Source organism: Curtobacterium sp. MCLR17_042 (assembly GCF_003234695.1).
Lineage (GTDB): Bacteria > Actinomycetota > Actinomycetes > Actinomycetales > Microbacteriaceae > Curtobacterium > Curtobacterium flaccumfaciens.
In genome coordinates, this window is the sequence record NZ_QKTD01000006.1 from 137033 (window position 1) to 158644 (window position 21612).

Consider the following 21612-nt stretch of genomic DNA (forward strand, 5'->3'; position numbering starts at 1 on the left):
AGGACCCGACCTGTGGGCCTTCTCCGAAGGGTTCAGGCGGGCTCGCAGTGAACGGCCGAGGGGCCCAGCACGCGCTGGGCCCCTCGGTCGTTCATCGGTGGTGGGTCAGGATCGCTTCCGACGACGGGCCTGCAGCGCGATCACGCCGACGCCGGTCAGCGCGAGTCCCGCAGCCCACGGCAGCAGGTGCATCGCGTCGCTCCCGGTGTATGCCAGCTGGTCGGTCGGGACGGCAGCGGAGACCGCGCTCGTCGGAGCGACAGGGGTCGCCACCGTCGAAGCCGTCGGACGGACGTCCACCGTGAACGCCGTCGCGAAGCTGCTCGACGCCACGGTCAGGGCGTGGGTCGACGCGTGCGGGAACGTCACTTCGGCACCTGCCCACGGGTCGGTGTTCGGGACGATGACGTCAGAGGTGTGGTCGGACGTCACCGTGAACGGTGCCGGGTAGCCGTCGGCGCCGTCGACCTCGTTGCCGAAGCGGTCGACGAGGCTCCCGCCGACCAGGAGCGTGCCGCCCTGATCGATGGTCGGCTGCCCGCCCTCGAAGCCCACGCCCAAGGTGCTGTAACCGCCGTCGGGCTCGGGCGTGGTCTCGTTCTGGAAGGTCCAGACGGTGCCGTCGCGCTCGACGACCCAGCTCGTGGAATGAGCGGTGAGGAACGTGTCCTTGTCCTCGGCCGTCACCCGCACGCCGAGCGGTGTCGAGGCGTCCGTCGTGAGGTTCACGTACTGCGATGCGGTCGTCGTGCCGCTGGTCGCGACGATGCGGAAGGCGTACGTGCCCGAGTAGTCAGAGGTGCCGGACAGCACCCCGGTGGAGTGGTCGAGCGACAGACCGTAGGGAAGGTAACCGGATTCGTCTTGATCGGTCTCGTCGGCGTACGGGTCGTCGAGCGAGAAGTACTCCACCGAGTACGTCGGCTTCGGGAACCCGTCCGCGGCGAACGTGTGGGTGAACCGTTCCCCGGCCGTCGTGGACAGCATGACCGGCTCGTCCTCGGTGGTCGCCTCGGGGAACGAGGCGGCCTGTGTCACCGCAGCGGTCGACGCCGTTGCTGTCTGGTCGTCGTCGCCCGTGATCGTGACGGCGATGACCTTGCCGGCGTCCGAAGGGAGGACGAGGTAGGACTCGGTCGTGACGGGGAGCGTGGTGCCGTCACCCGTCCACACGAAGGAGAGCGTGCCGGTGAAGCCCGTCCCCGTCGCGGTGAGGGTGCTGCCCACGGTCGCATCCCCGGCGATGGTCGCGGTGGGGTCGGCGACGGCGGGAGCAGACGTCGCCGGGGCGGCCGGCGCGCTGCTGGGCGCGGTGGTCTCGTCCGCGGGCACCTCCGTGTCCTCGGCGGCCGGAACCGGGACGACAAGAGTCGTCGCGTCGGGCGACGCTGCTGCGGTCTCCTCATCGGTGCCGGTGCCGGTGCCGGTGCCGGTGTCCGTGCCGGTTCCGGGCGCGGTGTCCTCGGTGGGTGCCGCGGTCGAACTTGCCGACGCGCTCGCCGGTGCTGCGTCCGGCAGTTCTGCCGCCGAGGCAGACAGTGCCCCGAAGCCGGTGCTCAGGCCGATGACGGCGATCGTCGCGCCGATCGCGCATGCGCGTCGGAGTGTTGCGGTGCTGTGTGGCACGGGTTGTCCCCTCGGGTGTGCCGTCCGACAACGGCCGGACGAGTGCGATCGCCGGAAGCCGGCGCCCTCGGATCGTAGCCAACCTGTGAAGCGTCTTTGAGCCCGAGGGCAGGCATCACCCGCGAAGTGGGGGAGCGGCATCGCGCCGCACTCGTCGCAGCGCTCACCTGGAGAGGTGGAAATATTCCCATTTCGGGCATATGGTCTCACCATGCGAACAGCAGAGTTGCGAGAGCCGGCGTTCTGGGTCATGACCACCCTCGCCCGGGGACGGCTCCACGGGTACGGCATCATCCAGGCAGTCACCGAGCTCACGGAGGGCGACGTCAGCCTGCCGGTGACGACGCTGTACAAGACACTGGAACGTCTCGAACAGGACGGACTGGTGACCGGCGCCGGAGACGAAGTCGTTGGGGGGCGTCTCCGGCGCTACTTCGCCCTCACCACCCAGGGCGAACAGCGGCTCGCGCTGGAGACCGAGCGACTCGAGGTCAGGCTCCGCGCGGTGCGTGCCCGTCTGCCGCGCACGTCGAGCATCTCCGGAAAGGTTGCCGGAGCATGAGCGCGGAACTCGAAGCTCGGTACCGCCGACTGCTCGCCTGGTACCCGGCTGCGTGGCGTTCCGCGAACGCCGACGCGCTCGTCGGGACGCTCCTCGACGTCGCCGAGGGCGAAGGCCGAGAGCGTCCGACCCGCCAGGAACGTCGGGCCATCGCCGAGCACGGCGTGGGCCTGCGGCTCGACGGGCTCGTGGTGGCCGATGTGCGGAACCCCGCGAGCACGGTGGCCCTGACCCTCGGCACCGGGTTTGCTCTCGCCGAGTTCCTGTTCTCGAGTTGGGTGCCGTGGATCACCGGCAACCCGGCTCCGGGATCGATGGTGCAGGTCGGACCGTTCCGCGACACGGGCTTCGTGTTCGCGGCGCTCTGGGTGATCGCCCTCGTCACTGCGCTCTCCGGCCGGTGGAACGTCGGGCGCGTCGTCCTGCTGGTGTCCGTGCTGCTCGGGACCGTGTCGCCGTACCTCCTGAACCGGTACCCGGGCGTCTGGAGTGTCGACCGGGCGACCTTGCTCCTGCTCAGCGCGTGTGCGGTCGTCGCGGCCCTCGGGCGCCCGCACCGCTCCCAGCACACCGCGGCAGCAGCCGTCGGGTGGTTCCTGCTCGGCGCCCTCAGCTACTGCAGCGTCAGCGATCCCGGACAGTGGCAGTACAGCCGGTCCCTGTGGGACGGGAACCTCTACGCCTGGTACGGGACGGCAGTGCTCGAGATCAGCGCCGTCGTTGTCGCGATCATGCGGTGGTGGCGGACAGCGTTCACGATCGTCCTGAGTCTCGTCCCGTACGTCGGGGCGCTCGCGGTGAACGAAGTCCGCGCGATGGACGTCGGGAGCGGGTCCGTCGAGTTGGTGGCACTCCCGGTGGCCCTCGGGCTGGTCCTGCTCGTCCTCCACAGTCGTGGTTCCCTTGCGCTCCCACCGCGGAGACCTGTGCGGCCCGCTCGCTAGTCCGGCCGAGTCGGAGTCGGGGCACACCGGAATCGAACCCCCGCCTCACTCCACCAACGACTGCGTCCCCACCACGATCGCCAGGGCCAGTCGCTCCGCGTCCACCGACCCGGGCTCGGCCGTGTACGCCAGGATCCGCAGGTCCTCCGGCCCGACGACCAGGGTGTCGCAGTCGAGCGTGATCAGCCCGACGTGCGGGTGGTCGATCACCTTCCGGCGGGCGGTCTCGCCGAGCGCGGTCGCGCCCGAGTCCCACAGCTCGACGAACCGCGGGCTCGCCGCCCGAAGGTCTCGCACGAGCTGCTGCAACTGGCGGTCGAGCGGGTAGCGCGCCGCGGTCATCCGGAGCCCCGCCACCAGGTTCGCCTCGAACGCCGCCTGCTCCTCCGGCGTGTGCACGGCGCGGCTGCCGGACCCCACCAGGTGCCGCCACGCGGTGTTCCGGTCGTTCCCGCGCAGGGCCCCGATCGGCCCCATCAGTGCGTCGTACGGGGCATTGGCGACGAGCAGGTTCCCGGCGGCGTCGAGCACCGCGACGGGGGTGTCCGCCAGTCGGTCGAGCAGCCGCTGCACGCTCGGTGGGATCCTCGACGGGACCACGTCGGCGCCGGGGACCGCGTGCCCGGCGAGCCGGTAGAGCAGCTCGCGGTCGGCATCGGCGACCCGCAGCGCCCGCGCGAGCGCCTCGACGACCTGGGCGGACGGCGAGGTCGCCCGCCCCTGCTCGAGCCGGGTCAGGTAGTCGGCGGAGATCCCCGCCAGCCCGGCCAGCTCCTCACGCCGCAGACCCGCCGCACGCCGACGGGCCCCGACGACCACGCCCGCTGCCTCGGGGGAGACGTGGTCGCGCAGCCGCCGCAGGGTGTGCCCGAAGTCCGTGTCCGCCATGTCCCCAGTCTGCGCGTCGAGGGGCGCCCGGGTCCTGGCCCTGCTGGTCCCACCGATGGGAGGATCAGCAGCGTCTCCCGCCGCCCGAACACCCGAGGTCAGCACCGTGAAGTCCTACACGATTGGTCCGAGCCCGTTCGGGCCCGGCGAGGACGCTGTGCTTCGGGGCCCGTGGGACCCGAAGATCGGCAAGCTCGTGCGGTCCGGCAAGGTGCAGGGCCTCCGCATCGGCGCGGGGTTCCCCGACACGCACATCGAGTTCGTCCGGGACCTCCCGCTCCGGCGCTTCTTCATGATCGCTCGGCATGTGGACGACGTCTCGGCGCTCGGGACGCTGCACGACCTGGAGTTCCTCCACCTGCACGCCGGGTTGAAGGTGCGGATCGACCTCGCGGCGTTCCCGCGGCTGCGCCGTCTCGCCGTCGCCTTCTGGAAGTACCTGGACGGCGGGGTCACGAACGCGGCGCCGCTCGACGACCTGTACGCGGGGCACTACTCGGCGGACGACCTGCAGCCGCTCTCCGCGATGACCTCGCTCCGCAAGCTCCGTCTCGACGACTGGCCGAGCCTCCGATCGTTGCACGGGGTGGAATCACTGATCGGGTTGGACGACCTGACCGTGGCTGTCGCACGACGACTCAGCGACGTCAGCGGAGTCCGCGGGCTCGCGGCGAACCTGCGGCGGTTGGACCTCGAGAGCAACCGGAAGATCCCGGACCTGGACCCCGTGGCCGGTCTGACGCGGCTCCGTCATCTCAATGCTGCGAACTGCGGCGACTTCCCGACCCTCGACCCACTCCGGGGATTGACCGCTCTCGAGACGCTGCACCTGTACGAGTCGACGCGGATCGTCGACGGCGACCTGCGCGTGCTGCTCGAACTGCCCGCGCTGCGGGACGTCCGGATCTCGAACCGCCGCCACTACGCGCCGACGGTCAGAGCGGTGCACGAGGCGCTCGACGCTCGGTGGTCTGCCTGACCCTGGCCCTGCCGGTCCTACGACAACCGGGCGACTCCCTGCGGTCGCCGCCGAGCACGACGCTGGATCCATGACAACGACACTCATCACCGGGGCCACCCGCGGCCTCGGCAAGGAAACCGCCCGACAGCTCGTCGAGGCGGGCCACACCGTCTGGATCGGGGCCCGTGACGCCGACCAGGGCGCCGCGGTCGCCGCCAAGATCGGCGCCCGCTCCGTCCAGCTCGACGTCCGCGACGACGATTCGGTCGACGCGGCCTTCGCCCACGTCGACGAGAACGGTGGACTCGACGTGCTGGTCAACAACGCCGGCATCGCCGTCTGGGGGCAGAGCGGGCCCGAGGCGCTCGCCGTCTTCGACACGAACGCCGTCGGCACGATCCGCGCGACCGAGGCCGCGCTGCCGCTCCTGCGTCGCTCCGCGAACCCGATCGTCGTGAACCTCTCGAGTGCGCTCGGCTCCTTCACCGCCACCCACGACCCGTCGAAGCCCGCGTTCACCGTGCCGGCCGTGGTCTACGGCGCGTCCAAGGCCGCCGTCTCGATGCTGACGGTGCAGTACGCACGCGTCGTGCCCGAGGTGCACTTCGTCGCGATCGAGCCCGGCTACACGGCCACCGAGTTCGGTGGCATGCCGAACCCGCACGGTCGCCCCGTCGAGGTCAGCGCCGCGTCGATCGCGGCCGCCGCGAGCGCGGGCCCGGAGGGCCCCACCGGCGTGTTCCTGGAGGACGGCCAGACGCTCGGGTGGTGACGAAAAGGCGGCCTGGAGGCGCGGTGCCAGTTGGCACCGCGCCTCCAGGCCGTCGTCCGCTCGCGTCTACAGCAGCTGCCGCGCGTTGGTGGACGCGAGGTCCAGCAGCTCGTCGCCGCGACCCGACAGCACCGTGCGGATGGCGTAGAGCGTGAAGCCCTTCGCCTGCTCGAGCGTGACCGCCGGGGGCATGGAGAGCTCCTGGCGGTTCGCGCGGACCGACACGAGCGCCGGGCCGTCGTGCGCGAGCGCGGCGGCCATCGCGTCCTCGAAGTCGTCGGACACGTCGACGTGGAACCCCTTGATGCCGATCGCCTCGGCGACGGCGGCGAAGTCCGGGTTCTGCAGCTCGGTGCCGTAGTTCACGAAGCCGGCGGCCTTCATCTCGAGCTCGACGAAGTTGAGCGACGAGTTGTCGAACGCGACGATCTTCACCGGCAGCTTGTTCTGGACGATCGTGATGAGCTCACCGAGGAGCATCGTCAGCCCGCCGTCGCCGGCCAGGGCGATCACCTGCCGGTCCGGGAACGCCGTCTGCGCGCCGATCGCCTGCGGGACGGCGTTCGCCATCGTGCCGTGCACGAACGAGCCGATCAGTCGGCGCTTGCCGTTCATCGTGAGGTAGCGCGAGGCCCAGACGACGGGGGAGCCGACGTCGGGGATGAAGACAGCGTCCTCGGCGGCGAGCCGGTCGAGCACCCGGGCGACGTACTGCGGGTGCAGCGGCTTCTTCTTCCCGGCGGGGACCGCCAGGTCGTCGAGCTTCTCGCGGGTCTTCCGGTAGTGCTTGAGCGAGTCCTCGAGGTGCTTCGTCGGGTGCGAGCCGGTCAGCAGTGGGATGAGCGCGAGGGCGGTGTCCTTGACGGTGCCGACCAGCCCGATGTCGACGGGGTGCCGGCGGCCGAGCTGTGAGCCGCGGATGTCGACCTGCACGTGCTTCGCCTTGGCGGGGAAGAACTGCTGGTACGGGAAGTCCGTGCCGAGCATCAGCACGACGTCGGCGTCCTCCATCGCGCGGTACCCGGAGGCGAAGCCGAGCAGCCCCGTCATGCCGACGTCGTACGGGTTGTCGTACTCGATGTACTCCTTGCCGCGCAGCGCGTGCACGATCGGGGCCTGCAGCCGCTCGGCCAGGGCGACGACCTCGTCGTGGGCGTCCGCGACGCCGGCTCCGGCCAGGATGGTGATCCGGTCGGCACCGTTCAGCAGGTCGGCGGTGCGCTGCAGCTCGGCCTCGCTCGGCACGATGCGCGGGGTGGCCCGCTCGATGCGGGTGGTGCGGTCGTCCTTCGCCTCGGCGAGCAGCACGTCGCCCGGGATCACGAGCACGGCGACGCCGCGCTTCTCGATCGCCTCGCGCATCGCGATCTCGAGCAGGCGGGGCATCTGGACGGGGTCGGCGACGTACTCGACGTAGACGGAGCACTCGCGGAACAGCTCCTGCGGGTGCGTCTCCTGGAAGTAACCGGAGCCGATCTCGGCCGTGGGGATGTGGGCGGCGATCGCCAGCACCGGCACCCGCGAACGGTTCGCGTCGTACAGGCCGTTGATCAGGTGCAGGTTGCCGGGCCCGCAGCTGCCGGCGCAGACGGTCAGGTCACCGGTCAGGGCGGCCTCGGCAGAGGCGGCGAACGCGGCCGCCTCCTCGTGCCGGACGTGCTCCCACCGCATCGTGCCGTCCTTGCGCAGGGCGTCGGTGAAGCCGTTCAGGGAGTCCCCGGGCAGGCCGTAGACCCGGTGGATGTCGTTGGCGCGGAGGGTGGCGACGATGTTCTCGGCAACGGTTGGCATGCGTCCTGTCTACTCCCGACCGCCGCGCTGAACGCTTTCGGAGTTTTGTGAGGCTCACTCGCCCTGGGATGCCGGGGTCGGACTGCGACGATGGCGGGATGACCGACGACGCGCCGCTCCTCCGTCCCCGCCGACGGGAGCCCGCCGCGTACGGGATCCTCGAGCGCTCGCCGTACCCGCTCGTCTCGGTGGCGATCGCCGTCATCGCGGTCGTCGTCATCACCATCGTCGGGTTCACCCTCGGCACCGTGGACCTCGGGCTGTCCAAAGCCCTCAACGCGCTGCACACCGGGTTCATCGGGGCGTTCAGCACGGCGGTCTACCACGTGATCAGTCCGGCACCGGCGATCGGGATCACGGTCGTCGTCGTCGCCGTGATCTGGTGGCGCACGCGCGACCTGCGACCGGCCCTGGCGTTCGGCGGCACCATCGCGATCACGTGGGTGCCGTCCGCGATCGTGAAGGAGATCGTGCACCGCGCCCGGCCCGACGTCGCCGTGCTGCCGCACCCGTTCCCCGTGCAGCCCGACCCCGGGTACCCGAGCGGGCACACGGTCTACATCACGGCGTTCGTCATCGCCCTGATCTGGCTGCTCCGCGAGACCCGGTGGCACCGGCTCGCCCTGATGCTCGGGGTCGTGGCCATCGTGATCGTGTTCTTCGCGGTGTCGATCGACGCGGTGCACTACCCGACCGACGCCGCTGCCTCGATCCTGTGGGCGCTCGCCGTGACGCCGGGGGTGCGGGTGGTGTGGGTCGACTGGCTCATGCCGCGGGTGCCGTTCCTGCGGCCCGGGCGGGGCTGAGGCCGGGCTGGTTGGGCGGGTCGGGGGCGGTCTGGTCGACGCGGAACGACACTGTCGATGTCGTACGACGTCGACAGTGTCGTTCCGCGTCAGCGCGCGGCGCCGTTCCGGGTCAGCGGAGCGTGCTGGTCCGGCCCCGCGCCGCGAGCAGTGCCACGACGGCCACCACGGCGGCGGCGAGCATCACGATCGCCAGCGGCGCCGCGGTGTCCGAGCCGCCGATGCTGACGAGCGGGGACACGAGCGCGGCGAGCCCGAACTGCAGCGCACCGAGCACGGCCGAGGCGCTGCCGGCGGCCGAGGGCACGGCACCGAGGGCGAGCGCCGTGGCGTTGCCGAGCACCAGACCGAGCGAGCCCACCGCGGTGAACAGCGGTACGGCGAGCCAGATGACCGGCGCCCCGGAGACGACGAGCAGCGCGAACGCCACGGTCGACGCGAGCACCAGCACGATGCCGAGCGACAGCACGCCCGTGACCGAACGGGTCGCGGTGAGCTTGGCGGACAGGATGCTGACGCCCATCAGCGCCAGGGCGTTCAGCCCGAAGGCCAGGCCGTAGCCGACCGTGCCGAAGCCGATCATGTCCTGGTACAGGAACGGTGACGCGGAGATGTAGGCCATCATCACGGCGAACGCGAAGCCGAACACGGCGGTGTAGCCGAGGAACGTGCGGGAGCGCAGGGCACGGAGCGCCGAGCCCGAGCCACGGCGTTCCGCACGCAGGGCGTCGCGGTGCTCCTTCAGGTGGGTCTCGCGGATCACGGCGAGGACCGCGATGAGCATGACGACCGACAGACCGAGCACGATCGAGAGCAGGCCGCGCCAGCCGATCGGACCGGTGAGCAGGCCGCCGAGCAGCGGTGCGACGACCGGGGCGACCCCGCCGACGATCATCATGAGCGAGAACGCACGGGCGGCGGACTTGCCGGTCGCCAGGTCGGAGATGACCGCACGGCTGATCACCATGCCGGCTGCACCGCCGAGGCCCTGCAGTAGGCGGGCCGCGATGAGCACGCCGATGTTCGGCGCGAGCACCGCCGCGATGCTGGCGAGCACGCACACCGCGGCACCGGCGATGAGCGGTGGCACGCGGCCGAACCGGTCGGACAGCGGACCGAACACGAGCTGGCCCGCGGTCACGCCCACCAGGAACGCGGTCAGGGTGAGCTGGACGGCGGTGGCGCTCGCCCCGAGCTCGGTGGTCATCTGCGGGAACGCCGGCAGGTACAGGTCGGTGGCGAAGGGGGCGACGGCACTGAGCAGGCCGAGCACCAGGAGCAGCGCGGTCGTGATGCCCTGCTGCTTGGTCGTGGGTGTCGCGATCGTCGCGCGGATGGTTCCGGTGTCCGTGGTCATTGTTATGAAAGCATAACTCATCGCCCGAGATCGGTACAGTACGGTCATGCACTCCGCCGTGTCCGACCACGTCCTCGCCGAGTTCGCGGACGTCCTGCTCCGGATCGCGCGCGACATCGACCCGCACGGCTCGGAGACCCTCGACATCGTGCCGCTGACCGGCACCGAGGCACTCGTGATGCGCTGGATCAACCGCAACCCCGGCACCTCGCCCAGTGCCACCGCCGAGGCCACGGCCCTGCAGCGCAGCAACCTCAGCGTCGCGCTCCGGTCGCTCGTGGCGAAGGGCATGGTCGAGCGGCGCCAGGACCCGGCGGACGCCCGGACCGTGCAGCTGCACTCGACCGCGCTGGCCCAGGAGAGCGTCGACCGGCTCTACCGGCACTGGTCGGGCAAGCTCCGCACGGCCCTCGGCGGCGACGAGCGGGGCGCGGTCGAGGCGCTGGAGCTGCTGCAGCGGATCGACGACGGACTTCGCGCGGGCTAGGCGACAGCGTCGGCGTCGTCAGCGGTGTCGGCATCGTCGGCCGCCTCGTCCTGGATCGGCAGCAGGCGACGCGCGCCGTGCCCCTCGTCGCCCAGGGCATCACCGGGGTTCACGACCGAACACGCTCCGAGCGAGACGCACCCGCAGCCGATGCACTGCGTCATCTCCTGTTGCAGCCGCTCGAGCTCGAGCTGGCGGGCCCGCAGTCGTGCGCGCCACCGTTCGTTCAACCGGTTCCAGTCGCGCAGCGAGGGCATGCGGTCGGCGGGCAGGGCCTCGAACTGCTCGGCGACCTCGCTGAGCGGGATGCCGAGGCGTTTGGCCACCTGGATGATCGCGATCCGCCGTTCGACGTGCCGCGGGTACATCCGTGTGCCGCCGTCAGTGCGCTCCGGGTGGATCAGGCCCTTGCGCTCGTAGAAGTGCAGGGCCGAGGCTGCGACGCCGGTGCGGCGGACGATCTCGCCGATGGGCAGCAGGTCGGTCGGCCGCGGCGCCGGGATCTCGACCATGGTGGAGATCCTACTGCTGGAACGACTCCCAGAGCAGGAACCCGGTGAACAGCACGAACGGCGTGCAGGCGACCACGTTGAGCCAGCGGTGCTCGACGATCACCGCGGCGAACTCCCGCAGGAACGCACTCGGGACGTAGTACGCCGCCGTGCGCGCGCCGACGACCTGGGCGGGCAGGTCGAGGCGACGGGCCAGGGTCGCCGCCCGCAGCACGTGGTAGTTGTTCGTGACCACGACCATCTGGCCGTCGCGGCCGGCGGCCGTCTGCACGTCCCGCGAGAACCGCAGGTTCTCGCGGGTGTTCCGCGACGCGGTCTCCGCCACGACGTCGTCCGCGTCGGCACCGTGCGCCACCAGGTACTCGGCCATCGCGGTGCCCTCGGGGCGGGGCTCGTCGTCGCCCTGTCCGCCGGACGGCACGAGGAGCGGTCGGCGTCCGGCGGCCCGTTCGGCCCGGTAGACGCCGAGCGCCCGGTCGAGCCGGCTCTGCAGCAGGGGCGGGACCTCGCCGTGCACGAGCCCGGAGCCGAGGACCACGATCGTGTCGGGGACGATGCCGTGCCGCGTCCGCCCGTAGACCAGGGAGTACAGGGCGAACGCGACCAGCGACAGCGCGAAGTACCCGCAGACGAACACCATCAGGACGGCGACGGCGATCTTCGTGCCGTCCCACAGCGTGAAGCCCTCACCGCTGCCCGAGACGAGCAGGGCGATGGCGATCGCCGGCAGCACGAACACCGCCACGCCGGCGGCGAGCGACAGCAGGTTGCCGACGCTGCGCCCCTCGGCCCGGAGCATCTGCAGACCGTTCGCGACCAGGGCGACGCCGAGCACCACCACGGCGAGCGGCACGAGCAGCAGCACCACGGCGACGAGCAGGCTGAACCCGGGGACCACCCTGGTCAGCACGCCCACGACCGTCGCGAGCCCGAACAGCACGGCCGCCGTCAGGAACACCCCGTTGCGGAGCATCCGCGGGTCCCGTCGCCGCCCCAGGACGTACAGCACCAGGAACAGCAGGGCGAAGACGGGAGCGGCGCCCAGCCCGAGCACCGTCAGCCGACCGCGCGACGGATCAGGTCGGCCACCCGTGCCTCGTCGGCCTCGGAGAACTCGGGGCTGATCGCCCACGACGTGGGCCAGAACGTGCCGTCGTCGAGCGCGGCCGAGTCCTGGAACCCGAGCGTCGCGTAGCGGGCCTTGAACTTCGCGGCGTCCTGGAAGAAGAACACGGCCTTGCCGTCCCGGGCGTAGGCGGGCATGCCGTACCAGAGCTTCGGCGCGAGCTCGGGGGCGACCTCGAGCGCGATGCGGTGGATGCGCTCCGCCAGCCCGCGGTCCGGCTGGGGCATCTCGGCGATCTTCGCCTCGACCGCAGCGGCGTCGGCCGCCGCCTTCTCGGCCTTGGTGCCCTTCGTGCCGCGAGCACGCTTGACCTCGGCGGCGTGCTCCTGCATCGCCGCGCGCTCCTCGTCGGTGAAGGTGGTCTCGGTCTTCGTCGTCCGTGCCATCGTCGTCTCCTCGTGGTCTCGTGCACCCATCATGGGTCCGCGAAGCGAAGCATGCGAGGCCCGGGCCCGAACGAGTGCCAGGCTCGTCCCATGACCTACATCGCCAGTGACGACCGCTACGACTCGATGACGTACCGCCGGACCGGCCGCTCGGGCCTCGACCTGCCGCTGCTCTCCCTGGGGTACTGGCACAACTTCGGGGACGACATGCCCTTCGAGAACCAGCGTGCCATCAGCCGCCGGGCGTTCGACCTCGGGATCACCCACCACGACCTCGCGAACAACTACGGCCCGCCGTACGGCGCCGCCGAGGTGAACTTCGGCCGCCTGATGCGCGAGGACTTCCGGCCCTACCGCGACGAGATGGTCGTCTCGACGAAGGCCGGCTGGGACATGTGGCCGGGGCCGTACGGGCAGGGCGGTGGCTCGCGCAAGTACGTGCTCGCCTCGCTCGACCAGTCGCTGCAGCGCACGGGCCTGGACTACGTCGACGTCTTCTACTCGCACCGCCTCGACGCCTCGACCCCGCTCGAGGAGACGATGGGCGCCCTGCACACCGCGGTCCAGCAGGGCAAGGCGCTGTACGTCGGCATCTCTTCGTACGACGCCGAGCGCAGCCGGCAGGCAGTCGAGATCCTCCGCGACCTCGGCACCCCGCTCCTCATCCACCAGCCCTCCTACTCGATGCTCAACCGCTGGATCGAGACCGAGGGGCTGCTCGACGCCGCCGGCGAGCTCGGCTTCGGCGTCATCGGCTTCACCGCGCTGGCGCAGGGGCTCCTGACCGGCAAGTACCTGAACGGTGTGCCCGAGGACTCCCGCGCGGCAGCGGGCAAGTCCCTCGACGCGTCGAGCATCACGCCCGAGGTCGTCGAGCACCTCCGCGCCCTGAACGACGTCGCGGCCGCCCGCGGACAGTCCCTCGCGCAGCTCGCCCTCGCCTGGGCACTCCGCGACGAGCGGGTGACCTCACTCGTCATCGGTGCGTCCCGGGTGTCGCAGCTCGAGGACAACGTCGCCGCGCTGTCGAACACGTCGTTCAGCGACGAGGAGCTCCGCGTCATCGACGAGCACTCGGTCGGCATCACCGATGTCGACCTGTGGGCGGGAGCCCGCGCGGGCGAGGTCTCCTGACCCGAGCCCCACGCCGCACCAGTCCCTCGGCTGGTCGCATCTCGTCGCTCGGCGGGTCCCGCCGGCCGGTCGCGACACGTCGCGGGTCGCCCGGCGACCGGTCACGACCTGTTGGCTGGCGGCGCCGCAGGCGACGGTCTGCGACCGCGCCGCGGACGGCGGGCGGGGTGTCGTGACCGGTGCGGGGCCCTGGGCGCGCGGCACGGCGGCCGGGAGGCGCGGGGCACCCCGCCACGCGCCTCCCGTCCGTCGTCCGGTCGCGTTGCGTCGCGTGGTCGGCCCGCGCCGACTGGTCACGACACGTCGCGGGTCGCCCGCCGACTGGTCACGAACCGTCGGCTGGCGGCGCCGCAGGCGACGGTCTGCGACCGCGCCGCGCACGGCCGGCGACGTGTCGTGACCGCCGGGACGGTGCCCGGAGCGAACTCCTCCGGGGCGCGGCGGCCGGTTGGTACCATCGACAGCGTTCGACAACACGCAGTGTGTATCTACCGGCCGCCGGCATCCCGGCGGACAACGGCGGCACCCGATGGGTCCGCCGCCACCGAACCGGGCGGGCCGAGAAGGCACAACCCCGATGCTCCAGACCCGCTCAACCGACGCCCCGCCCGCTCCGGACCGCTCACTCGTCTCCCTCGCCGGACGCTGGTACTTCCCCGTGGCGTTCATCGCCCGGCTCCCGTTCGCGATGATGGTGGTCGGCGTCCTGACCCTCGTCGTCGCCGCCCGTGACTCCGTCGCCCTCGGCGGCATCAACTCCGCCGCCGTCGGCATCGGCTCCGCGATCTTCGGCCCGATGGTCGGCGCCGCGGCGGACCGCTACGGCCAGCGGGCGGTGCTCGTCCCCGTCGGCCTGGTGAACGCGGCGCTGCTCGGGTTCTTCCCGTTCGTCGTCAGCGGCACCGCGCCCGACCTCGCCGTCCTCGCGGTCGCGTTCTGCATCGGCGCCTCGGCACCGCAGGTCGCCCCGATGTCCCGCACGCGGCTCGTCGCGATCATCCGGCAGCGGATGGCCCCGGCGCGGCGCGAGAAGACCCTCAGCGGCACCATGGCCTACGAGTCCGCCGCCGACGAGACCGTGTTCATCATCGGTCCGTTCCTGGTCGGCATCCTCGCCAGCGCGATCGCCCCGTGGGTGGCCGTCGCCGGCGCCTCGGTCCTGACGTTCGTGTTCGTGACGGCGTTCGCGCTGCACCCGACCGGCAAGCTCGTGGTCGGCCAGCACGCGGAGTCGACGCAGGCACCCGCACGGCAGCTCCTGCGTCCGCGGCTCGTCGTCGTGGTGGTCGGCATCCTCGGCATCGGCCTGTTCTTCGGCTCGACGCTCACCTCGCTGACGGCCTTCATGGAGACCCACGGCGAGGCCTCGCAGGCCGGCCTGCTCTACGGCCTGATGGGCATCGGGTCCGCCGGGCTGGCACTCGGGTCGGCGGCATTCCCCCGGGCCTTCGGCCTCGGGTGGCGCTGGCTCGTGTTCGGCGTCGTGCTCCTCGCCGGTGCGATCGCGTTCGCCAGCGCCGACTCCGTCGTCGCCGCGGGCATCGTCCTCGCGATCATGGGCATCGGGATCGGGCCGACCCTGGTCGCCCAGTACAGCCTCGGCTCGGACCGCTCACCGGTCGGCCGGTCCGCCACCACCATGACGATCCTCGGGTCGGCCGTCATCGTCGGCCAGTCGATCGCCTCCGCGATCACCGGGGACGTCGCCGAGCACCACGGCACCGCTGCAGCGATGCTGCTGCCGGCGGTCTCCGCCGCGATCGTCGTGGTCGCCGCGGTCGGCAACCTGCTGCTCCCGCGCCGGGTCGCGACCGCCTGACCGCGAACGTGACCACCTGACGGACGGGAGGCCCGTGGCGACGCCGCCACGGGCCTCCCGTCCGTCAGATCGGTGCGTCAGGACTCCGTGTCGTCGACGAGCAGGTCCTCGTGCCGGTAGTCGTCGGCGCGCAGGCCGGCGCGGGCGATCATGTGCGTCGACACCGGCACCAGGAACAGCTGGAACACCATGATCGGCAGCACGACCCAGAACGCCGTCCACGTCCACACCGCGACGACGATGGCAGCCAGCGCGAGTGCGAGCCCGAGCACCTGCGGCTTCGCCATGGCGTGCAGACGGACGAGCGGGTCCGGGAACCGGACGATGCCGACCCCGGCGCCGAGCGACAGCAGCGACCCGACGAGCAGCAGCCCGATGGCGATCCACGCCCGGATGCCGGCGTCGTCGACGAACGACTCGATGATCTCGATCACGACTGGTCCTCCTCGGCGCGCTCGGGGGTGGTGACGGTCAGTCCCTCGTCGGACGGGTCAGCCGAGGGCGTGACGGCCCGGGCAACGGCGACCGTGGCGAAGACGCTCGTCGCCGAGATCACCACGAGCACGGGGATGCCGGTCAGGTCCTGGCGGATGACCATCGCGGCGGCGATGACCACGAGCACGGTGGTCAGCACCATGTCGGAGCCGATCATGCGGTCGAGGATGGTCGGGCCGCGCACGATGCGGAACACCGCGAGGGCGAACGTCGCCCCGAGGAGCGCGAGCACGAGCGCGACGGCGATGCCCATCACGACGACGGCGGGGCTCATCGGGTCACCTCCGGCAGGGGCTCGGACAGCTCGGAGACGTCCTGCTTGGATCCCAGTGCGCGGATGACCATGGCCTCGATCCGGAGTGCGACGCGGCGTTCGTCCTCGACCTGCTCGTGGCGCTCGGTGTCGAGCACGTGGAGCAGCAGGCGACGGCGCCGCAGGTCCACGTCGGCGACGTACGAGCCGGGCACGAGCGAGATCGCGAGGGTGGCCAGGGTGAAGGTCATCTCGGAGGTCGAGTGCAGCTGCACGAGCGTGATCGAGCTCCGCCGCACACCGCGAGGACGGAACGCGACCCAGGCGACCCGGAAGGACGCCACGACGACGAGCCCGGACCACACCACCAGGAACCGCAGCACGTGCACGATCGAGAACCGTGCGGACAGGGGGACCGGCGGGAGCGGCAGCGCCTGGGTGACGATGAGCGCCACGACGATGCCGCACAGCAGCGTCAGCGGGGTCCACGACCCCCAGAGCAGCGCCCAGAGCACGGTGAGCCCCGCGACCAGGGGCACGTCGTAGCGCCACGCCAGCGCGATCCGGCGGGCGTTCGAGATGCGGCGGACGTCGGTCATCGCTCACCTCCGAGCACGGCCTGCACGTAGCGGTCGGGCGACTCCAGCGACTCCGCTGCGCGGGTCGCGTAGCCGTAGAGCGGGCCGGCGACGACCGTCAGGGCGACGGACCCGAGCACCGCGACGGTCGTCACGCCGACGAGCATGCGCGGCAGGCGCACCTTCTCGGGAGCCTCGCCGACCGCCTCGGTCGCGCCGGTGGTCGGACTGGAGGCGGTGGCCGCGTGCGGTGCGTCGGTGACCGTCACCGAGCCTCCCGGGTGGTACGCCTCGCCCGTCTCCTCGGAGACGGTGAGCGGCGCCGGTTCCGGGGAGCGCAGGTGGGCGTGCGGTTCGGCGCTGGTCGCGTGCGGAGCCGCGGCCTCGGCCGCCGGCTTCGGCCGCCAGAAGGCGGCGTCCCAGACCCGCATGAGCGCGTACAGGGTGAGCAGTGAGGTGACGACGCCGGCGCCGATGGTGACGTACGCCATCGGGGAACCGTCTTCGGCGGCGGCGCGGAACAGGCCGAGCTTGCCGATGAAGCCGGAGAACGGCGGGATCCCGCCCAGGTTGAACGCGGGGATCAGGTACAGGGCGGCCAGCAGCGGTGCGGCCTTCAGCAGTCCGCCGAGCGACCGGGTCGAGGTCGTCCCGCCGACACGTTCCATCAGGCCCGACACCAGGAACAGCGTGGTCTGCACGACGATGTGGTGCACCGTGTAGAACACCGCTGCCGCCGTCCCCGCGACGGTGCCGAGTCCGACGCCCATCACCATGAAGCCGATGTGGCTGATCAGCGTGAAGGACAGCAGCCGTTTCACGTCGGTCTGCGACACCGCGCCGAGCACCCCGACCACCATCGTCAGTGCGGCGACGACGAGCAGCACCTCGTTGAGTTGTGGTCGTGGGAAGATCACCGTCTCGAGCCGGATGATCGCGTAGATGCCGACCTTGGTCAGCAGGCCCGCGAACACCGCGGTGACCGGCGCCGGGGCCGTCGGGTACGAGTCCGGCAGCCAGAACGCCAGCGGGAACACGGCCGCCTTGATGCCGAACCCGATCAGCAGCATCGTGTGCAGGAGCAGCTGGACGTGCTCCGGCAGGTCGGCGACGCGCTCGCTGATCTGGGCGATGTTCACCGTGCCGGTGGCGCCGTAGACCAGCCCGATGGCGGCGAGGAAGATCGCCGACGCGATCAGGCTCGTGACGATGTACGTCGTGCCGGCCCGGACGCGCTGTTCGCTGCCGCCCAGCGTGATGAGCACGTAGCTCGCCACCAGCAGCATCTCGAACGCGACGTACAGGTTGAACAGGTCGCCCGCGATGAACGAGTCGAGCACACCGGCGGCGAGCACCAGGTACGTCGGGTAGAAGATCGTGACCGGGGCGTCCTCGTCGTCGGCGGCCAGGCCCTGCCCGATCGAGAAGAGCAGGACGAGCAGCAGGACGCTCGCGCTGACGGTGAGCAGCAGCGCGCTGAGCCGGTCGACGACGAGTGAGATGCCGTAGGGGGCGTCCCAGCCGCCGACCTGCACCACGATCGTGCCGTGCCGGTCGACCAGGACCATGAGCGTGGCGGCGACGGCCAGCGCCACGACGAGCACCACGACGGTGATCGCACGCTGGAGCTTCTGGTGCCGGAGGAGTCCGAGCGCGACCGCGGCACCGAGCAGCGGGACGAGGACGAGGAGCGGGACGAGCCAGGTCATCGGGTCGCCTCCTGTTCTGCGTCGGTGGTGGTCTCCGGGTCCTCGTCGGCCGCCTCGTCGCGGTCGCGGCCGATGGCGGCGTCGGCCTCGTCGACCTCGACCTCGTCGGCGCGGGACAGCTGCCACGACCGGTGGATCAGGGCCAGCAGGAACGCGCTCACGGCGAAGGTGATCACGATCGCGGTCAGGGCGAACGCCTGGGGGAGCGGGTCGGTGATGCCCTCGGCGCTCTTGCCGATCGGCGGATCGCCCGCGGCGCCGGACATCACCAGCAGCAGCAGGTTGAGCGAGTTGCCGAGCAGCAGGAAGCCGAGGAGCATCCGGGTCAGGGAGCGTTCGAGCAGCAGGTAGACGCCGCACGAGAACAGCACCGCCATGGCGATCACGAGGACGAGGGTGACGGTCACGTGGCGCTCCCTTCCGGGGTGGGGGCATCGAGGGCGTCGCTGACCGACCCCTCGGTGGTGTCGCGGGTCGGGGTCGAGGCGTCCTCGAGGCGCTGCCGGTCGACCTCGGCACCGAGGCTGCGGAGGACGTCGAGCACCAGGCCGACGACGACCAGGTAGACGCCGATGTCGAAGAACGTGGCGGTGACGAACTCGACGTGCCCGAGGATCGGGACGGTGGCCTCGAAGAACTCGGAGTACAGGGCTTCACGGCCGAAGAACAGCGGCACGATCGCAGTGATCGCTGCCGTCGCGACCCCCAGGCCGAGCAGACGACCGGCACGCACCGGAGCCGCTGCACCGAGTTCGGCCGGGCCGCCGGCCAGGTAGCGGGCCGCGAGCGCGATGCCGGCGACCAGGCCACCGGCGAACCCGCCACCGGCCGAGTTGTGCCCGGCGAACAGCAGGTACACCGACAGCACGATCAGGCCGTGGAACAGCAGGCGGACGACCACGTCGAGCAGTGCCGAACGGCCGGTCGGGATCGCGGCGCTCGTCGGCAGCCAGGCGCGGGGCTCGCCGTCGGTGCGCTCGCCGTTCGCGGTCAGGGTCTCCGGCAGGTCGCGCAGCCGGGGCAGGGTGTCCTCGCGCGAGTTCACGAAGATCAGGCTCGCGACGCCGGTGGCCGCGGCGACCACGACCGTGAGCTCACCGAGGGTGTCCCAGCCGCGCAGGTCGACGAGGGCGACGTTCACGACGTTCAGACCGTGCCCGAACGAGCTCGTCAGTGCGGGCAGGTCGGGCCAGAGGGGGCGGGCCGTGCGGGCCGAGGCAGCAACGACGACGACGATCGCCAGCGTCAGCCCCGCCAGCCCGGCGAAGAGCGCCCGCACGACCCGGAACCGCGACGGGTTGGTCGTGGCGATGCGCGGGGGCAGTCGTCGGAGCACCAGGACGAAGGCGATCAGGGTGACCGTCTCGACCACGAGCTGCGTCAGGGCGAGGTCGACGGCGCCGTGCAGGACGAACAGCACCGAGAGGCCGTAGCCGGTGACGCCGACCAGGACCGCGGCGGCGAACCGGGTCTTCGCCGTGAGCACCGCGATGCCCGCGATCGACATCACGATCATCACCGGGATCTGGCCCCACGAGTCGGCGAACCGGACGTGGAACTCCCACGGCCCGCCGAGCACCAGGTTGGCGAGCGCCCCGGCGACGAAGACCGACAGGATCACCGTCAGGTAGTAGGGGAGCGAGCCGCGCTGCAGGCTCGCGGTGAGTCCGGTCGCTCCGCGGTCGAGCAGTCGCATGCCGTGCCGGTACGTGCCCGCGGCGCTCGGGAACCCCGCGAGCCGGTGCTGGAGCGCTTCGACCGGACGGCGCAGGGCGAACAGTGCGAGGCCGCCGACCAGGGTGATCGCGGACAGGCCGAGTGCGGGTTCGAGGCCGTGCCAGAGCGCGAGGTGCGGGACTTCCTCGCCGGGGAGCGAGGCCACCGTCGCCGCGGGCTCGATGCCGTGCGCGACGACCGGGGTCAGCAGGCCGAGGGCCACGCCGGTCAGTGCCAGGATCGACGGCACCACACCCAGGCCGTGCAGGGCGTGCGGTTCCGTCTGGGCGACGCCGGGCTTGCGGGCGAACGCTCCCCAGAAGAAGCGGAGCGAGTACGCCACGGTGAGCACCGAGCCGAGCGTCACACCGACGAGGGCGAACCAGGCCCAGCCGGCGTCGGGGCCGTGCAGGGACTCGGTGAAGCCGGTCAGCACGGCTTCCTTGGCGACGAACCCGATCGTCGGCGGGATGCCGGCCATCGACACGAGCGCGAGGGCGGCCACGACGGCCAGCCACGGTGCCTTCCGGCCGAGCCCGCTGAGCCGACCGAGGTCACGCGTGCCGGTGACGTGGTCGATCGCGCCGACGACCAGGAAGAGCGTCGACTTGAAGGCGGCGTGGGCCACGAGGAGCGCGACCCCGCCGAGGGCGACCGCGGGGGCACCCCAGCCGGCGGCGAGCACGAGGAACCCGAGCTGGGCCACGGTGCCGTAGGCGAGCAGGAGCTTGAGGTCGGTCTGCCGCAGGGCCCGGTACCCGCCGACGAGCATCCCGGCGACGCCGAGCAGCGTGATCGTCTCGCGCCAGCCGTCGAGCAGCGCGAACGCGGGGGCGAGCCGGGCCACCAGGTAGATGCCGGCCTTCACCATCGCCGCGGCGTGCAGGTACGCGCTGACCGGGGTCGGTGCGGCCATCGCGGCGGGGAGCCAGAAGTGGAACGGCACGATCGCCGACTTCGTGAGCGCCCCGAGCAGCACGAGGACCACCGACACCGAGACGACCGTGCCGCTCGGGGGATCGGCGACGATCGCGGACAGCGAGGTCGTGCCGGCCGTGACCGAGAGCATCACGAGGCCCGCGAGCATCGCCAGACCACCCGCGGTGGTGACCACGAGCGCCTGCATGGCGGCGGCGCGACTAGCGCGCTTGGCGGCGTCGTGCCCGATGAGCAGGTAGGAGAAGACCGTCGTGGCCTCCCACAGGACGAACAGGACGATGACGTCGTCGGCGATCACGAGGCCGTACATCGAGCCGGCGAAGGCGGTCAGGACCCCGGCGAACCGACCGAGCCCGGGTTCGTCCCGCTCGAAGTACGAGGCGCAGTAGACCAGCACCAACGCGCCGACGATCGACACCACGAGGGCGAGCACCCACGACAGGGCGTCCATCCGCAGCGTGACGTCGAGGTCGAGCTGGGGGACCCACTGGTGCCGTTCGACGACGCTGCCGTGCAGGGCGGCGTCGGTCTGCGCGATCGTCAGCACCGCCGCCGCGGCGGGGGCGAGGGCCGCCACGTAGAAGACGCGGCGGCCGAGGACGGGGGTCAGGGCGGGGACGATCAGGGCGACGATCGCGAACGCGACGAGGACGAGGACCATCGGGCACCTCCTCGGGGTCGGGCTGCAGTCCGGCTCACTGGGCTTTCACAGCCTACGGAGGAGGCCATGTGGAGAACCTGTGCGGCCGGA

At 71.6% G+C, this 21612-nt stretch carries 21 protein-coding genes; 8 read left to right on the forward strand and 13 right to left on the reverse strand.

Annotated elements, in window-relative coordinates; all coding sequences use genetic code 11:
• Positions 1-105 precede the first annotated feature (105 nt).
• Positions 106-1626, reverse strand: a complete 1521-nt coding sequence (locus DEJ02_RS08310; protein ID WP_111032638.1) for a putative Ig domain-containing protein — start codon at positions 1624-1626, stop codon at positions 106-108.
• A 211-nt stretch (positions 1627-1837) separates the two neighbouring features.
• Between DEJ02_RS08310 and DEJ02_RS08315 the strand changes: the two genes are divergently transcribed.
• Together DEJ02_RS08315 and DEJ02_RS08320 are read left to right on the forward strand one after the other, a co-directional pair.
• Complete coding sequence (locus DEJ02_RS08315; protein ID WP_071404801.1) at positions 1838-2188, forward strand: PadR family transcriptional regulator; 351 nt, start codon at positions 1838-1840, stop codon at positions 2186-2188.
• On the forward strand, positions 2185-3132 hold the full coding sequence (locus DEJ02_RS08320; RefSeq protein ID WP_111032639.1) for a hypothetical protein: 948 nt from the start codon (positions 2185-2187) through the stop codon (positions 3130-3132). Before DEJ02_RS08315 ends, DEJ02_RS08320 begins: the two co-directional genes overlap by 4 nt.
• A gap of 45 nt (positions 3133-3177) precedes the next feature.
• On the opposite strand, the gene DEJ02_RS08325 is transcribed toward DEJ02_RS08320, so the two are convergent.
• Positions 3178-4020, reverse strand: a complete 843-nt coding sequence (locus DEJ02_RS08325) for a helix-turn-helix transcriptional regulator (protein WP_111032640.1) — start codon at positions 4018-4020, stop codon at positions 3178-3180.
• A gap of 106 nt (positions 4021-4126) precedes the next feature.
• Between DEJ02_RS08325 and DEJ02_RS08330 the strand changes: the two genes are divergently transcribed.
• Positions 4127-4999, forward strand: a complete 873-nt coding sequence (locus DEJ02_RS08330; RefSeq protein WP_146249250.1) for a leucine-rich repeat domain-containing protein — start codon at positions 4127-4129, stop codon at positions 4997-4999.
• A 70-nt stretch (positions 5000-5069) separates the two neighbouring features.
• Entirely contained in the window at positions 5070-5753 is a 684-nt protein-coding gene (locus tag DEJ02_RS08335) for an SDR family NAD(P)-dependent oxidoreductase (RefSeq protein ID WP_111032642.1), read from the forward strand.
• Between the two features lie 66 nt (positions 5754-5819).
• On the opposite strand, the gene poxB is transcribed toward DEJ02_RS08335, so the two are convergent.
• Positions 5820-7544, reverse strand: coding sequence for a ubiquinone-dependent pyruvate dehydrogenase (gene poxB, locus DEJ02_RS08340; protein WP_111032643.1), 1725 nt, complete (start codon positions 7542-7544; stop codon positions 5820-5822).
• A 98-nt stretch (positions 7545-7642) separates the two neighbouring features.
• On the opposite strand from poxB, the gene DEJ02_RS08345 reads away from it, so the two are divergent.
• A complete protein-coding gene (locus tag DEJ02_RS08345) occupies positions 7643-8350 on the forward strand; it encodes a phosphatase PAP2 family protein (protein WP_181440306.1) in 708 nt (235 codons plus the stop codon).
• Positions 8351-8462: 112 nt separating this feature from the next.
• Here the strand turns inward: DEJ02_RS08345 and DEJ02_RS08350 are convergent, their stop codons facing one another.
• A complete protein-coding gene (locus DEJ02_RS08350) occupies positions 8463-9707 on the reverse strand; it encodes a multidrug effflux MFS transporter (RefSeq protein WP_111032645.1) in 1245 nt (414 codons plus the stop codon).
• Between the two features lie 46 nt (positions 9708-9753).
• Between DEJ02_RS08350 and DEJ02_RS08355 the strand changes: the two genes are divergently transcribed.
• On the forward strand, positions 9754-10194 hold the full coding sequence (locus DEJ02_RS08355; protein ID WP_216852147.1) for a MarR family winged helix-turn-helix transcriptional regulator: 441 nt from the start codon (positions 9754-9756) through the stop codon (positions 10192-10194).
• On the opposite strand, the gene soxR is transcribed toward DEJ02_RS08355, so the two are convergent.
• Genes soxR through DEJ02_RS08370 form a run of 3 tightly spaced genes read right to left on the reverse strand, consistent with a single transcriptional unit; the run spans position 10191 to position 12218 of the window.
• Positions 10191-10706, reverse strand: a complete 516-nt coding sequence (gene soxR / locus DEJ02_RS08360; protein WP_111032646.1) for a redox-sensitive transcriptional activator SoxR — start codon at positions 10704-10706, stop codon at positions 10191-10193. The two genes, DEJ02_RS08355 and soxR, sit on opposite strands and share 4 nt — an antisense overlap.
• 10 nt (positions 10707-10716) lie before the next feature.
• Entirely contained in the window at positions 10717-11760 is a 1044-nt protein-coding gene (locus tag DEJ02_RS08365; protein ID WP_258378694.1) for a YdcF family protein, read from the reverse strand.
• Positions 11761-11762: 2 nt separating this feature from the next.
• Positions 11763-12218 (reverse strand): iron chaperone, encoded by a 456-nt coding sequence (locus DEJ02_RS08370; RefSeq protein WP_196783353.1) that lies wholly within the window; start codon positions 12216-12218, stop codon positions 11763-11765.
• Positions 12219-12308: 90 nt separating this feature from the next.
• Here DEJ02_RS08370 and mgrA point away from each other — a divergent pair, with 90 nt between their 5' ends.
• Together mgrA and DEJ02_RS08380 are read left to right on the forward strand one after the other, a co-directional pair.
• Positions 12309-13352 carry an L-glyceraldehyde 3-phosphate reductase gene (mgrA, locus tag DEJ02_RS08375; protein WP_111032647.1) on the forward strand — a complete coding sequence of 348 codons (1044 nt, stop codon included), beginning with the start codon at positions 12309-12311 and terminating at the stop codon, positions 13350-13352.
• A 577-nt stretch (positions 13353-13929) separates the two neighbouring features.
• Positions 13930-15171: an MFS transporter gene (locus DEJ02_RS08380; protein ID WP_111032648.1), complete on the forward strand. Its 1242-nt coding sequence runs from the start codon at positions 13930-13932 to the stop codon at positions 15169-15171.
• A 77-nt stretch (positions 15172-15248) separates the two neighbouring features.
• On the opposite strand, the gene mnhG is transcribed toward DEJ02_RS08380, so the two are convergent.
• Genes mnhG through DEJ02_RS08410 form a run of 6 tightly spaced genes read right to left on the reverse strand, consistent with a single transcriptional unit; the run spans position 15249 to position 21522 of the window.
• Complete coding sequence (gene mnhG, locus DEJ02_RS08385; RefSeq protein ID WP_071245814.1) at positions 15249-15605, reverse strand: monovalent cation/H(+) antiporter subunit G; 357 nt, start codon at positions 15603-15605, stop codon at positions 15249-15251.
• The gene (locus DEJ02_RS08390) at positions 15602-15940 is read right to left on the reverse strand and encodes a hypothetical protein (protein ID WP_051597118.1); all 339 of its coding nucleotides are present in this window, start codon (positions 15938-15940) and stop codon (positions 15602-15604) included. Before DEJ02_RS08390 ends, mnhG begins: the two co-directional genes overlap by 4 nt.
• Positions 15937-16518, reverse strand: a complete 582-nt coding sequence (locus DEJ02_RS08395; protein ID WP_111032649.1) for a Na+/H+ antiporter subunit E — start codon at positions 16516-16518, stop codon at positions 15937-15939. Before DEJ02_RS08395 ends, DEJ02_RS08390 begins: the two co-directional genes overlap by 4 nt.
• Positions 16515-18206 (reverse strand): Na+/H+ antiporter subunit D, encoded by a 1692-nt coding sequence (locus DEJ02_RS08400; protein WP_017887554.1) that lies wholly within the window; start codon positions 18204-18206, stop codon positions 16515-16517. The genes DEJ02_RS08395 and DEJ02_RS08400 overlap by 4 nt, the downstream gene beginning before the upstream one ends.
• A complete protein-coding gene (locus DEJ02_RS08405; RefSeq protein ID WP_110865552.1) occupies positions 18203-18613 on the reverse strand; it encodes a Na(+)/H(+) antiporter subunit C in 411 nt (136 codons plus the stop codon). The genes DEJ02_RS08400 and DEJ02_RS08405 overlap by 4 nt, the downstream gene beginning before the upstream one ends.
• The gene (locus DEJ02_RS08410) at positions 18610-21522 is read right to left on the reverse strand and encodes a Na+/H+ antiporter subunit A (protein WP_111032650.1); all 2913 of its coding nucleotides are present in this window, start codon (positions 21520-21522) and stop codon (positions 18610-18612) included. Before DEJ02_RS08410 ends, DEJ02_RS08405 begins: the two co-directional genes overlap by 4 nt.
• Positions 21523-21612: the final 90 nt, after the last annotated feature.

What these genes read in the sequence shown, in the direction of transcription:
- DEJ02_RS08315 (WP_071404801.1), top strand. Translation starts at nt 1,838, where the DNA reads ATGCGAACAGCAGAGTTGCGAGAGCCGGCGTTCTGGGTCATGACCACC.
- DEJ02_RS08320 (WP_111032639.1), top strand. Translation starts at nt 2,185, where the DNA reads ATGAGCGCGGAACTCGAAGCTCGGTACCGCCGACTGCTCGCCTGGTAC.
- DEJ02_RS08325 (WP_111032640.1), bottom strand. Translation starts at nt 4,020, where the DNA reads ATGGCGGACACGGACTTCGGGCACACCCTGCGGCGGCTGCGCGACCAC.
- DEJ02_RS08335 (WP_111032642.1), top strand. Translation starts at nt 5,070, where the DNA reads ATGACAACGACACTCATCACCGGGGCCACCCGCGGCCTCGGCAAGGAA.
- poxB (WP_111032643.1), bottom strand. Translation starts at nt 7,544, where the DNA reads ATGCCAACCGTTGCCGAGAACATCGTCGCCACCCTCCGCGCCAACGAC.
- DEJ02_RS08345 (WP_181440306.1), top strand. Translation starts at nt 7,643, where the DNA reads ATGACCGACGACGCGCCGCTCCTCCGTCCCCGCCGACGGGAGCCCGCC.
- DEJ02_RS08350 (WP_111032645.1), bottom strand. Translation starts at nt 9,707, where the DNA reads ATGACCACGGACACCGGAACCATCCGCGCGACGATCGCGACACCCACG.
- DEJ02_RS08355 (WP_216852147.1), top strand. Translation starts at nt 9,754, where the DNA reads ATGCACTCCGCCGTGTCCGACCACGTCCTCGCCGAGTTCGCGGACGTC.
- soxR (WP_111032646.1), bottom strand. Translation starts at nt 10,706, where the DNA reads ATGGTCGAGATCCCGGCGCCGCGGCCGACCGACCTGCTGCCCATCGGC.
- DEJ02_RS08370 (WP_196783353.1), bottom strand. Translation starts at nt 12,218, where the DNA reads ATGGCACGGACGACGAAGACCGAGACCACCTTCACCGACGAGGAGCGC.
- mgrA (WP_111032647.1), top strand. Translation starts at nt 12,309, where the DNA reads ATGACCTACATCGCCAGTGACGACCGCTACGACTCGATGACGTACCGC.
- DEJ02_RS08380 (WP_111032648.1), top strand. Translation starts at nt 13,930, where the DNA reads ATGCTCCAGACCCGCTCAACCGACGCCCCGCCCGCTCCGGACCGCTCA.
- DEJ02_RS08390 (WP_051597118.1), bottom strand. Translation starts at nt 15,940, where the DNA reads ATGAGCCCCGCCGTCGTCGTGATGGGCATCGCCGTCGCGCTCGTGCTC.
- DEJ02_RS08395 (WP_111032649.1), bottom strand. Translation starts at nt 16,518, where the DNA reads ATGACCGACGTCCGCCGCATCTCGAACGCCCGCCGGATCGCGCTGGCG.
- DEJ02_RS08400 (WP_017887554.1), bottom strand. Translation starts at nt 18,206, where the DNA reads ATGACCTGGCTCGTCCCGCTCCTCGTCCTCGTCCCGCTGCTCGGTGCC.
- DEJ02_RS08410 (WP_111032650.1), bottom strand. Translation starts at nt 21,522, where the DNA reads ATGGTCCTCGTCCTCGTCGCGTTCGCGATCGTCGCCCTGATCGTCCCC.